This is a genomic window from Solibaculum mannosilyticum, from assembly GCF_015140235.1.
GTDB lineage: Bacteria > Bacillota > Clostridia > Oscillospirales > Acutalibacteraceae > Solibaculum > Solibaculum mannosilyticum.
Genome location: NZ_AP023321.1, coordinates 1,181,264 through 1,193,165, shown reverse-complemented (window position 1 = coordinate 1,193,165; position 11,902 = coordinate 1,181,264). Strand labels below are relative to the sequence as shown.

At 50.4% G+C, this 11,902-nt stretch carries 11 protein-coding genes; 9 read left to right on the top strand and 2 right to left on the bottom strand.

Annotated elements, in window-relative coordinates:
- Positions 1–189 precede the first annotated feature (189 nt).
- From C12CBH8_RS05600 to ligA, 4 genes are all read left to right on the top strand, one after another.
- Positions 190–1,089: a 3'-5' exonuclease gene (locus C12CBH8_RS05600; RefSeq protein WP_215533735.1), complete on the top strand. Its 900-nt coding sequence runs from the start codon at positions 190–192 to the stop codon at positions 1,087–1,089.
- A gap of 139 nt (positions 1,090–1,228) precedes the next feature.
- A complete protein-coding gene (locus C12CBH8_RS05595) occupies positions 1,229–2,647 on the top strand; it encodes an alanine/glycine:cation symporter family protein (RefSeq protein WP_215533734.1) in 1,419 nt (472 codons plus the stop codon).
- Entirely contained in the window at positions 2,638–3,549 is a 912-nt protein-coding gene (locus C12CBH8_RS05590; RefSeq protein ID WP_215533733.1) for a radical SAM protein, read from the top strand. Before C12CBH8_RS05595 ends, C12CBH8_RS05590 begins: the two co-directional genes overlap by 10 nt.
- Before the next feature lie 121 nt (positions 3,550–3,670).
- A complete protein-coding gene (ligA, locus tag C12CBH8_RS05585) occupies positions 3,671–5,653 on the top strand; it encodes an NAD-dependent DNA ligase LigA (protein ID WP_215533732.1) in 1,983 nt (660 codons plus the stop codon).
- Between the two features lie 48 nt (positions 5,654–5,701).
- On the opposite strand, the gene C12CBH8_RS05580 is transcribed toward ligA, so the two are convergent.
- Both C12CBH8_RS05580 and C12CBH8_RS05575 read right to left on the bottom strand, forming a co-directional pair.
- A complete protein-coding gene (locus C12CBH8_RS05580; protein WP_215533731.1) occupies positions 5,702–6,229 on the bottom strand; it encodes a hypothetical protein in 528 nt (175 codons plus the stop codon).
- A complete protein-coding gene (locus tag C12CBH8_RS05575; RefSeq protein WP_215533730.1) occupies positions 6,226–6,669 on the bottom strand; it encodes a hypothetical protein in 444 nt (147 codons plus the stop codon). Before C12CBH8_RS05575 ends, C12CBH8_RS05580 begins: the two co-directional genes overlap by 4 nt.
- Before the next feature lie 292 nt (positions 6,670–6,961).
- Here C12CBH8_RS05575 and C12CBH8_RS05570 point away from each other — a divergent pair, with 292 nt between their 5' ends.
- From C12CBH8_RS05570 to C12CBH8_RS05550, 5 genes are all read left to right on the top strand, one after another.
- Positions 6,962–8,341 carry a ParB/RepB/Spo0J family partition protein gene (locus C12CBH8_RS05570; protein ID WP_215533729.1) on the top strand — a complete coding sequence of 460 codons (1,380 nt, stop codon included), beginning with the start codon at positions 6,962–6,964 and terminating at the stop codon, positions 8,339–8,341.
- A gap of 307 nt (positions 8,342–8,648) precedes the next feature.
- Positions 8,649–9,005 (top strand): DUF7768 domain-containing protein, encoded by a 357-nt coding sequence (locus tag C12CBH8_RS05565; RefSeq protein WP_036744842.1) that lies wholly within the window; start codon positions 8,649–8,651, stop codon positions 9,003–9,005.
- Positions 8,992–10,077, top strand: a complete 1,086-nt coding sequence (locus C12CBH8_RS05560; RefSeq protein WP_215533728.1) for a DNA cytosine methyltransferase — start codon at positions 8,992–8,994, stop codon at positions 10,075–10,077. Before C12CBH8_RS05565 ends, C12CBH8_RS05560 begins: the two co-directional genes overlap by 14 nt.
- 4 nt (positions 10,078–10,081) lie before the next feature.
- Positions 10,082–10,795 (top strand): antirestriction protein ArdA, encoded by a 714-nt coding sequence (locus tag C12CBH8_RS05555; RefSeq protein WP_215533727.1) that lies wholly within the window; start codon positions 10,082–10,084, stop codon positions 10,793–10,795.
- Between the two features lie 93 nt (positions 10,796–10,888).
- Positions 10,889–11,860, top strand: a complete 972-nt coding sequence (locus tag C12CBH8_RS05550; RefSeq protein WP_246441764.1) for a hypothetical protein — start codon at positions 10,889–10,891, stop codon at positions 11,858–11,860.
- The last annotated feature ends 42 nt before the right edge of the window (positions 11,861–11,902 follow it).

The window sequence follows — 11,902 nt, the reverse complement described above, 5'->3', positions numbered from 1 at the left end:
TATCTAAGTATATACATAATATACCACGCACTGGTCATTTATTCAATCAGCAATCGGCAAATCCCGTATCCCTTAAGAGAATTATATATCTTCAAGAGCGGCAACGGCAAACATCATCCGCTTGTTATTTTTAAGTGGTTATGCTATAATGGCAACGCTAAATTTTTGCGATTTTGGAGAAGTAAAGTCATGCAGTACGTTATTTTAGATCTGGAATGGAACGGTGTTTATTCCAAAAAACTCAAACGCTATTTTAATGAGATCATCGAGTTTGGCGCCGTCCGCCTGGATCAGAAGCTCCGCATTAAGGATACATTTCGTATGTTTGTCCGGCCTCAGGTGACCTCTCAGCTCTCCAAAGTTGTGACCGATTTGACCAGTCTTTCCATGGATGATTTGGACCAAGGGTTTTCGTTTTCCAAAGTAGTCCGGCATTTCTCCCATTGGATCGGTTCCGGGGAAACCATTTTGATGACATGGGGGGATACCGATCTTCACATGCTGCTGGAGAACTGTCAGTATTTCTTTCACAAGAACCGCATTCCTTTTTTAAATCAATACGCTGATGTGCAACAGTATTGCCAGTCAAAATTGGACTTATCCCAAACAGCAGGACTACAGTTGGGATTATCCAAAGCGGCGCAGCAAATGGGAATGAATTTGGAACAAAACGAGATGCATCGCGCTTTGGACGATAGTCGTGTGGCAGGTGAAATTTTCGCTCAGTTATTTGATGAGGAGTCCTTTCGATCTTATGTCAAGAACGCGTCGGTGGATGAGTTTTATGATCGGTTAACTTTTAAAAATACGGTGATAAGCGATATTGAAAGCCCTTTGATTGACCGAAGTGCATTGCGGTTTTGTTGTCCGGAATGCGGCGATCCAGTGGATCAAAGCGGTCCGTGGCTTTTTCGTCATCGCAGTTTCCGAGGGGATTTTTTATGTCCACGCTGTCAAAAGAAGTATCATGCCCGAGTCCAATTTAAACAGACATACGACGGTATGGATATCAAACGTTCCATCTTACCCTGCAAGGAGGAACCCAGCAAAGAAGAGGAATCCCAGCCGACGGTTCAAGAGGGAGCTTAAGCAATCTGATCCCTGTAAAAAATGAGGAAGGCCTGCAAAACGAAAAAAGTTTTGTGGGCTTTTGTGCTTTTGCTGCAAGTTGGCCTTTTTTCGTTCATATAGATTAGGACAATGCCGATCGAAAAGGACGGGGAGAGCTATGGAGCAGTGGATGCAAACCGTTGAGCATGTAAATCAAATCGTCAACTCTTTTGTATGGGGACCTGTGATGCTGGGAGCCTTATTGTGCATCGGCCTCTATTTTACCGTGCGAACCGGCTTTTTGCAGATCCGGAAATTCCCCCTTATTTTAAAGGAGACTGTTGGCAGTCTTTTCAGAAAAAAGAATGCTTCTCGGAAGCAGGACGGCGGTATTACTTCATTTCAGGCTTTGGCCACCGCTTTGGCCAGCACCATTGGGGTGGGCAATATCGTAGGAGTCGCCACTGCCATCACAATGGGTGGGCCTGGAGCTGTTTTTTGGATGTGGGTATCGGCTTTGCTCGGTATGATGACCAAGTATGCAGAAGTGGTATTGGCTGTCCATTACCGCAGGAAAAACAAAGAAGGTCAGTGGATCGGCGGTCCTATGTATTATATCCGGGACGGCCTGAAATCTCCGTTTTTAGCAGGAGCTTTTGCTGTTTTCGGCATGCTTGCCTCTTTTGGCATCGGCAATATGACACAAGCCAACTCTATCTCCAGCGCCATGCAGCAATCCTTTGGAATCCATCCTGCCATCACAGGCGTGGTCATCGCTGTGATAACGGCCCTTGTGGTCATCGGCGGGCTTAGCCGTATCGCCAAAGTGACGGAGAAGGTCGTTCCTTTTATGGCTGTGTTTTTTATCGTGGGTGCCTTGGTTGTCATTGTGGCCAATGCTAAGAACCTTCCAGCCGCTTTTTCTGCTATCTTCAGAGGGGCTTTCGGATTGGATTCCGTTGCAGGAGGAATTACAGGGTCGGTTCTGGCCAGTGCCATGAAAATGGGAATCGCCAGAGGGGTATTCTCTAACGAAGCCGGCTTGGGCAGTGCTCCCATCGTTCATGCAGCGGCGGATACCGATCATCCTGCCCGTCAGGGATTATGGGGTGCTTTTGAAGTGTTTGCCGATACATTGGCATGCTGTACTCTGACAGCCCTCGCCATCCTCAGTACAGATCTTTGGAAAGATCCTTCTATCTCAGGTGCTGCTTTGTCCTCCTCGGTATTTGAAAGCGTATTGGGACAATGGGGAGGAGCATTCTTATCCATCTCTATTTTTCTCTTCGCCTTTGCCAGCATCGTGGGATGGTCCTATTACGGCGAACGATGCGGACAATATCTCTTTGGCGGACGATTTCAGCTTGTTTATAAAGTGGCGTTTGTGCTTATGACCGCAGTAGGCGCCACGATGGAATTAAAACTCGTGTGGAGTATCTCTGATACATTAAATGGATTGATGGCTATTCCAAACCTGATCGCTCTAGTGGCCTTAAACGGTGTGGTCATCAAGTTGACAAAAGAGGCTTTTTCCCCGGGTGGAGTACTAAATCCTGGTAAGCTGCCTCAGAAAAGAAGGAATGGAAAATGCAAATAGAAAATTGCCGTCTTTGTCCGCGGCAGTGTAATGCTACACGAACCGGTGAGGAAGGGAACGGTTTTTGCCGAATGCCGGCTGATCCAGTATTGGCTCGGGTGGGCGTCCATCAGTGGGAAGAGCCGTGCATCAGTGGTACTAGAGGATCTGGGACAGCCTTCTTCAGCGGATGTACACTCCGATGCCTCTTTTGCCAAAATTATACCATTTCTACCGATGGCTTTGGTCGGCGTATCTCGATCAATCAACTAGCGGATTGTTTTCGCGATTTAGAGGAGCAGCATGTCCACAACATCAATCTCGTAAATCCTGTACATTTTATGCCTGCGGTACGGGCGGCTCTACAAAAAAAGCCGCCCCATATCCCTGTCGTATGGAATTCCGGCGGATATGAGAGGGTCGAGACATTGCGTGCTATGGATGGATTGGTTCATATTTATTTGCCGGACTTAAAATACAAATCCTCTGAAGCTTCTCTGCGTTATTCCGGAACAGAGGATTACTTTACCTATGCGTCTAAAGCTATTTTAGAGATGGTTCGGCAGATAGGGGAATGCCAATTTGACGCAGATGGTATCATGCAAAAAGGAGTCATTATTCGTCACCTTATTTTGCCCGGACATACCAATGATTCCATCCAGGTCTTGGAATGGATTGCCTCTTATCTTCCTAAATGGGTCTGCGTCAGTTTAATGGCTCAGTATGTCCCTATGGGAAAGGCTCAACAGTATCCGGAAATCAATCGACGTATCACCAAGAGGGAATATGAAAAAGTATTGGACAAGCTGTTTGCGCTTGGTTTGGAAAATGGATATGTCCAAGAACGAAAGGCCGCCAACATTAAATTCACACCGGCTTTTGATTTAAGCGGCGTCCCCGAGGCGGAAGATACCCTTATTTGACTTGTGAAGCTTCATGCCATACAATAGAATAATCGTAATTCTTTGAATGAGAAAACATCTTTTTGGTACCCTAAAGAAATAGAAAGAGAATTTATTCAATACCACTGGGAGGACGGTCTATATGCAGGATGAGGTACAACGCATTCAAACTCTGCGCCAGCAATTGGAATATCACAACCACAAGTATTATGTGGAAGATTCCCCGGAAATCGATGATTTTGAATACGATAAAATGATGCAGGAACTCATCCGTCTGGAAGAAGCGCATCCGGAACTTATTACCCCTGATTCTCCCACTCAGAGAGTGGGAGGTAAGGCGGAGGACTTGTTTTCTCCTGTGGTTCATACAGTACCTATGGAAAGCCTTCAGGATGTTTTTTCCGAAGAGGAGCTGATGGAATTTGATCATCGGGTAAGGGAAGTGATAGAGCATCCTCTGTACACAGTAGAGCCCAAAATCGATGGGTTATCTATTTCATTGGAATACCGGGATGGCCTTTTCGTTCGTGGTTCTACCCGCGGAGATGGTATCACAGGTGAAGACGTCACTGCGAATCTGCGTACCATTCGCTCTATTCCCCTGCGGCTAAAACAAGATATCCCTTTTTTGGAGGTCCGTGGGGAAGTGTATATGCCTCGAGAGAGCTTTGCCGCTTTGGTAAAACGTCAGGAGGAAAAGGAGGAGAAACCTTTTAAAAATCCCCGCAATGCTGCAGCAGGATCCCTGCGGCAAAAGGATTCCTCGGTTACTGCTTCCCGTAACCTGGATATCTTTCTCTTTAACATCCAGCAGGTGGAAGGGGAACAGCTTCACAGCCATCGGCAATCATTGGATTTCTTAAAAGCATTAGGGCTCAAAGTGATCCCTTTTTACAACGTGTACGACAACATGGAATCGGTCATGGATGAGATTCAAAGAATAGGGGATATGAGAGGCCAATACTCCTTTGATATCGATGGGGTTGTGGTCAAGGTAGACGATTTTGAGCAACGTCGAATTTTGGGAAGCACCTCTAAATTTCCCAAATGGGCGGCGGCTTTTAAATATCCTCCAGAGGAAAAGATCACTCGTTTGGTGGATATTGAAATCAATGTCGGACGCACTGGCGTCTTAACACCCACCGGCGTATTCGAACCCATTCTGTTGGCGGGATCTACTGTCAGCCGCGCTACTCTGCACAACGAGGATTTTATTACGGAAAAGAACATCTGTATTGGTGATACCGTTGTTTTACGCAAGGCAGGTGACATCATCCCCGAAGTGGTTGCTGTAGTGGAACACGACGATACTCACCAACCTTATCAGATGCCCAGTACTTGTCCCTCTTGCGGCGGCCCTGTCCACCGGGAGGATGGGGAAGCAGCTCTGCGATGCAATAATCCTGAATGTCCGGCCCAACTTTTACGCAATCTAATCCATTTCGCTTCTAGAGACGCTATGGACATTGAGGGACTTGGGCCTGCTGTTGTAGAGCAATTGGTGGACAATCATCTGGTCAAATCTTCGGCTGATTTGTATCGTCTCAAAGCAGAAAACGTAGCAGATATTGAACGTATGGGAGAGAAGTCGGCAGCTAATTTGATCAATGCCATTGAAAACAGTAAAAAAAATGATCTTTCTCGTCTTCTGTTTGCTTTGGGAATTCGCCATATTGGTCAGAAGGCGGCCAAACTCCTAGCTGAACAATTCCATGACATTGATGCTCTTTTTGAAGCTACTGTGGAACAGATCAATGCCATCGATGGATTTGGTGAAGTTATGGCTCAATGTGTTGTAGACTTCTTCGCCCAGCCTCAAACCGTTCATCTTATTGGACAGCTTAAAGAAGCAGGGGTCAATATGACATCTTCCTCCACTGTAAGGGATAATCGGTTTGCAGGTCTGAGTTTTGTGTTGACCGGTACCCTACCTACCTATACAAGGGAGGAAGCTTCTTCTATCATTGAGCAGCGAGGCGGTAAAGTGACCTCTAGTGTCTCTAAAAAAACAGGCTATGTCTTAGCCGGAGAATCCGCCGGCAGCAAATTGACAAAGGCTCAAAAATTAGGGATTGAAATCATCGATGAACAGCGGTTCAAACAGTTGGCCGGTATTGATGAATAAAGGAACCGGGTTGTCCTAACAAAAAAGGACAACCCGGTTTTTCTTTCTCTAAGAAATCTCCAAATACTTTTGTAAGTCCTGGCGCAGCTCCTGTTTTATCCGATAATATTCATATAAATTCAAATGAAGGGATTGCATAATCTCTTCATCCGTTTCTCTCAGGGATAACCTTCGCATAATCTGATGCTTGATCCACCCCAATCGATATGCATAATCCCAAAGCATAACCCCATTGGTGAAGTCACCTTGGATGGGAAACAACACAATTTCTACTGCCTCTTTTTGAGTGTCTGCAACCATTGGGTTGAGAGAAAAAGGACTTTCACCTGAAATCCGCTGATTTCTCGTTTGACGGATGAGATCCAGCTTATTTTTGATTTTCAAAAAAGCATAGGTCCAAAAATCGCAGCACCCCTGGTATTGGGGATAAAACGTTCGCGCTTCCCAGTAGGCACACCAAGATTCCGACTGACATTCCTCTTGGTCGAGGTTTTTGCCATAGTGTCTGCACATTTTATCAATGAATTTTTGGACTTGTCTGTATTCCAAGGGAGATAGTTTTTTCTTATTATTCATTTGCTTTTTCTTCCCCTTCGGTTAGGCTGATCCAAGGATCTTGCCAATACATCAGCATCTGGAATCTGATTATCCGGATTTAAAATTCCGATCCAACATTTATTTTTTTCGTTCCAATCCACAACGTACCGAGCAGGGAGAACCACGCCTGCATCCACAAGACTTTGCGTAAAAGCAATGTCCTTGATACGTCCACCGCCGGGAAAACGGTAATTGGGATGGTCGCTTTGAAAAATAGCGATAATTTGTTTATTGGGATGAATGCAAAATCCCACGGCCATCGAAGGAATCTTTTCTTTTAATGTGTCCAAGAACTTCTGGTTGAGAGCAATGTAACCTCTCTGGCTGATATTGATCGAATAGGTCGGAAAGGAAGATCTAGGCTGTGGAATTGGGGTTAATTCAGCGAGGTCAATATCCATGCTTGCAGCGTCCATCATACAGAATCCTTCTTTCTCAATCAGATTTTTTGTGGTGACAATACAGCAATTTTTTCTACAGTGTGCTCCTTTTTCATAGACAACTTTAATTGTCTTTCAACTTTATTTTGCAACGGTGTACAAAGGGAACATAATAAAAAACTTAATAATGGACTGCCAATCTTACACAAAGTACCGCCCAAACGAGACTACGGGCGGTATTTTTGTGTCTTGGCGGAGAAAGGAGGAACTTCCCACGGGGGCTTGACTGAAAAGTTGAGTCCCTTTTTTTACGCCCAAAAACAGGAGGTAAATGCTTATGGCAGATGATAAAACCACGAAAATGCCGGAGCAGCCGGTAACGGATACCGGGCCGGGCAAGGAAACTCCGCCCGAGCCGGAGAAAACGCCTACTTCCCCGGAGGCCGAAAAAAAGACGGAACAGCAGGCAAAGAGCCCGCAGGTGTCCGTCTATGACTTCGCTGAAATTATGAAAGGAAAGAAAGCCGAGGAACGGGCGGCAGCTTCCGGCGGGGAAAAGCCTGCCCCGGCAAAAACGGAGAAACCGGAAAAGCAGCCGGAGGCTCCGAAAAAGGCCGAAGGAAAACAGGAAAAGCCCAAAGAGCCCGAGCAGCCGAAGCGCCGGGGCCGTCCTCCGAAAGAGGATAAGGACAAGGCCGCCGCTCCGAAGCCCAAAGCCCCCGCACAGAAAAAGCAGGAAAAGACCCCCAAAGAGAAACCGGAGAAAAAAGCGGCTCCCACGGTGCAGGCCGCTCCCGCTCCGAAGGAACCCGAGGGACCGAAGGAGGCTCCCCGCCGTGGCGAGGAACAGATCGTATATATCAAGCTGAACGAGCTCCACGCCTTCAAAAACCATCCCTTTGAGGTCCGGGACGATGAAGAAATGCGGGCTATGGTGTCCAGCGTCAAGGACAAGGGCGTTACCCAGCCCGCTATCGTCCGTCCCCGTGAGGATGGCGGCTATGAGATCGTGTCCGGCCACCGCCGCCAGAAGGCCAGCGAGCTTGCCGGATATGCGGATATGCCCTGTATCGTCCGCAACCTGACGGACGATGAAGCCATCACACAGATGGTGGAGGACAATCTGAACCAGCGTGAAGAAATCCTCCCCAGCGAGCGGGCCAAAGCTCTGAAAATGCAGCTTGAGGCCATCAAGCACCAGGGCTCCCGAACTTCGGGCCAGATTGACCCGAAGGACGCAGGCAAACGCTCCAACGAGATCGTGGCCGAGCGGAACAAGATGGCCGTCAAGCAGGTGCAGCGGTATATCCGGCTGAATGAGCTGGTCCCCGACCTGATGAAGCTGATGGACGAGAAAAAGCTGGGCTTCACTACGGCGGTGGAGCTTTCCTACATCGGCAAGAAGAACCAGAACTATATCGCCGTCGCCATCGACAGCCAGCAGTCCTCGCCTTCGCAGGCGCAGGCAAAGCGTATGCGGGAGCTGGACGAAAAGAAGCTGCTCAACGGGGATGTGATCGACGGCATTATGATGGAGGACAAAAAGGAGGTAGACAAAGTGATTCTGACGGGTGCGGAACTGAGCAAATACTTCGGCAAGGAAACCACGCCGAGGGAAATGAAGGACCAGATCATCAAGCTGCTGGACGACTGGAAGGGCCAGCAGAAGGAACACGAAAAGCCGGAGAAGAAAACCGAGCCGGAAAAGTAAGCCGAAACTTCGGGTCAAGATGGCCCGAGGATTGCGGGGCGCTGCCCCGCGCCCCGAAGCTCTGGAGATATAAATTATTCCCCGTCGCCAGTTATTCCGTAGCATAGCCGGGAAAATCAGTCAAGGGCAACGCCGCCGCAGGCGGTGCCAGAGGCACCCTTGACGGATTTCTCCCGGTTATGCTTTTTCCCGGACAAGCGACGGGGATATAAATTCTCCAGAGCCGTCCCCCTTCCCGGGGGAAGGGGCGGAGGGGTTGGGCGAAACCTTGCTTTCCACAAATCAGAAAGAAATGGAGGTTGAACCAATGAAACGACCTTTGGCCTATCTGACCGCCGCATGGAGCGGTGAGCCGGATATTGATATGGAGCTGGCGGCCCACTACTGCCGTCTTGCCTATGAGGCGGGCTTTTCCCCCATCTGCCCGCTTTTGTATCTTCCGCTGTTCTTGAATGACAGCGTTCCCGAGGAACATAAGGCCGGGATTGATATGCGCCGGGATATGCTGCGGCGCTCCCATACCCTGATCGTCTGCGGCGGTGCGGTGGACGAGGATGTGAAAAACGATATTGCGGTTGCCGGGCGGCTGGGTATCGCAGCTACTACGCTGGACGGGGTTCTTGCCGTGAAGGGACACGGCGGCCCGGGCCATGCCGGACATTAAGCTGGGGAGCCTTTTTGACGGGCTAGGCGTTTTCCCTCTGGCGGCCTCCCGCTGCGGTATCCGTCCGGTGTGGGCCAGCGAGATTGAAAAAGCGCCGATCTCCATAACCAAAAGGCACTTTCCCGATATGGCGCACCTGGGGGACATTACGAAGGTGGACGGCGGGAAAATCCCGCCTGTCCATGTGATAACCTTCGGCTCTCCCTGTCAGAACCTTTCTCTGATCGGCAACCGCTCCGGCCTTGCCGGGGCAAAATCCAGCCTGTTTTATCAGGCGTTTCGTATCATACAGGAAATGAGGGATGCCACTGATAACCTATATCCAGCTATCGCTGTTTGGGAAAACGTCATGGGAGCGTTTTCTACAAATGACCGGATGGATTTTAGAGCCGTCCTATCCGCCTTCTCGGACACCGAAGTTCCAATGCCTCCTTCTGGAAGATGGGGAAACGCCGGAATGGTGCGAGGGGGAACGCCTGATGTGTGCTGGCGGCTCATGGACGCCCAGTATTGGGCAGGCTCCCGAAGGCTGGCGCGAAGGCAGCGAATTTTCATCGTGGCGGATTTTAGAGGCAGACGTGCCGCCGACATACTATTTAAGCCCCGTCCAATGCTCCCACTTACTCCGCCTTGCCGAGAGGGCGGGCGGACCGCCGCCGAAGGAGATCGAACATCTTCTTTTGAAACAGGGCGGCAAATACCAGTCATCCACCCCTTTCAATGCTTCCGTATGCGGGGAGCGGCAAAAAGGCAGGAAGAAAGCGCCTTCCGAAACAGCTTCGGATTACCAACTGACCCTTTTCCCACTCTTTTAGCCAGCGATGTGACGCCCTTCGCCTTTTGGTACGAGGGCGACCCGGACGGCGGCTGTATCCGCTTCTTGACGGAAACGGAAAGTGAGCGGCTGATGGGGCTGCCGGAAGGCTGGACAAAGTACGGGGCGGACGGCGAGGAAATCCGGCCTCTGCAACGCTACAAGGCGCTGGGAAATGCGATTGCTCTCCCTTGCGCCGATTACATCATGGCCGGGATTTATGAAGTGCTGGCAGACAGGGCCGGAAAGGAGGATTGAGCCCATGTTTGAAGCCTATATAACCAACACGGCCCTGTACCCCATGATGGGGATTGAAGTGGGAACAACGGTTCATTTCCCCACGACCACACAGGAGGTACAGGCCGCCCTTGCAAAAATCGGGATAGACGGAAAGCGGTACAGCGAAGTGTTTATTACCAGCTTTGACAGCGATGTGCTGGGACTGTACGACTATCTGGACGAGTACGAGAACATCGACGAGTTGAACGAACTGGGCCATGCCCTGCTGGAAGTACGGGACAAGGGCGGATTGGAAACCTTTGAGGCCGCTCTTGTCTTGGGAAAACACACGGGCAGCGTGAAGAACCTAATCAACCTGACGCAGAACCTTGACCTCTACCGCTTTTACCCGGATATTTCCGATGATGAAGGGCTGGGCCATCTGTACGCCGACGAGCTGGGGACCATCGACATACCGGAGCACATTCAAGGCTACTTCGATTATGAGGCATACGGACGGGATATGCGTATCAACGAGGGCGGCGTATTCGCTCCCGGCGGCTATGTGGCGGCGGACCCGGTGGGCTTTAAGGAGCATTACCACGGGACGCAGGACATACCGCCGGAACACCGGGTATTTGCCTATCCCGAAAAGGCCGAGCCCGTCCATTCCATTCTCGGCGCACTCAAACGGTTTCAAGAGACCCCGCCCGTTCCGCAAAAGGACAAGGCGGGGCCTTCCCATGAGGAACGGTAAGACTTCGGGCCAACATGGCCCGAAGCATGAAGGAGGTGTACATCCATAACATATTATTCGATTGACGAAAATGCTGCCCGGGAAGCCAACCGCATGAACAGTCAATATGAATTTAAGGAAGGTCAGGCAACAGCAGAATACCGCCGTATGGTAGATAGGGCCGCAGCCATAGCCGAACAGCAAAAATCCCGGGTGGACCCCATGTACCATGAGAAGATCGACCATCTGTTAGACACCTACGCCCGCAAGCTGGCCGAAAACATGAACCAGGGCTTTGCCATTGACGCGAGGGTTCCCTCTGTGCTGATCGCCGGGCCTTCCAATTTCCCGGTGGGAAAGAAAGAAAAACAGAACCGGGCGCGGGACAGCAACATGGAGGAATGGCGGCATATTCAAGGGCTGCTGGATAAGATACGCAGCACCGGCATGGGCGGTATCAGCGCCGATGACCCGGCGGCCATTGAAAAGCTCCAGAAAAAGCTGGACGGGCTGGAACGCTCCCAGCTCATTATGAAGGAGGTCAACGCTTATTACCGCAAGCATGGCAAGCTGGACGGCTGTGCGCTGCTGTCGCCCGACCAGATTGAAAAGCTGAAAGCCAGCATGGCGTCAAGCTGGCGGAGCGACCCGAGGCCCTTTGAAAGCTACCAGCTTACCAACAACAATGCGGAGATCCGCCGGGTAAAGGCCCGTATCGAACAGCTTTCCAAACAGGCGCAGCGGGAGTTTTCCGGCTGGGAGTTTGACGGGGGCCGTGTGGAAATGAACCGGGAGGACAACCGCTTGCAGGTGTTCTTTGACGGAAAGCCTGACGCGGACACCCGGGCCGAGCTGAAAAGCAACGGCTTTCGCTGGGCTCCCAGCGTGGGCGCATGGCAGCGACAGCTCACGGACAACGCCATCCGGGCGGCTGACCGTCTGGAATGTATCAAGCCACTGTCCGGCGAAAAGCCCTCCCAGCTTCAAAAGAAGCCTTCTATCTTGCAGACCATGCGGGAACAGGGCGAAAAAGTCCAGACGGAGCCGGAAAAGAAAGCTCCGTCCAGCAGGGATGCCGAGCGGTAAGCCTCGGGCCACATTGGCCCGAGGTTTTCTGTTGCCCCGGAG

Bases quoted from the DNA above. Each gene is read 5' to 3' on its own strand.
- C12CBH8_RS05600 (WP_215533735.1), top strand. From the start codon at position 190: ATGCAGTACGTTATTTTAGATCTGGAATGGAACGGTGTTTATTCCAAA.
- C12CBH8_RS05595 (WP_215533734.1), top strand. From the start codon at position 1,229: ATGGAGCAGTGGATGCAAACCGTTGAGCATGTAAATCAAATCGTCAAC.
- C12CBH8_RS05590 (WP_215533733.1), top strand. From the start codon at position 2,638: ATGCAAATAGAAAATTGCCGTCTTTGTCCGCGGCAGTGTAATGCTACA.
- ligA (WP_215533732.1), top strand. From the start codon at position 3,671: ATGCAGGATGAGGTACAACGCATTCAAACTCTGCGCCAGCAATTGGAA.
- C12CBH8_RS05580 (WP_215533731.1), bottom strand. From the start codon at position 6,229: ATGAATAATAAGAAAAAACTATCTCCCTTGGAATACAGACAAGTCCAA.
- C12CBH8_RS05575 (WP_215533730.1), bottom strand. From the start codon at position 6,669: ATGATGGACGCTGCAAGCATGGATATTGACCTCGCTGAATTAACCCCA.
- C12CBH8_RS05570 (WP_215533729.1), top strand. From the start codon at position 6,962: ATGCTTATGGCAGATGATAAAACCACGAAAATGCCGGAGCAGCCGGTA.
- C12CBH8_RS05565 (WP_036744842.1), top strand. From the start codon at position 8,649: ATGAAACGACCTTTGGCCTATCTGACCGCCGCATGGAGCGGTGAGCCG.
- C12CBH8_RS05560 (WP_215533728.1), top strand. From the start codon at position 8,992: ATGCCGGACATTAAGCTGGGGAGCCTTTTTGACGGGCTAGGCGTTTTC.
- C12CBH8_RS05555 (WP_215533727.1), top strand. From the start codon at position 10,082: ATGTTTGAAGCCTATATAACCAACACGGCCCTGTACCCCATGATGGGG.
- C12CBH8_RS05550 (WP_246441764.1), top strand. From the start codon at position 10,889: ATGAACAGTCAATATGAATTTAAGGAAGGTCAGGCAACAGCAGAATAC.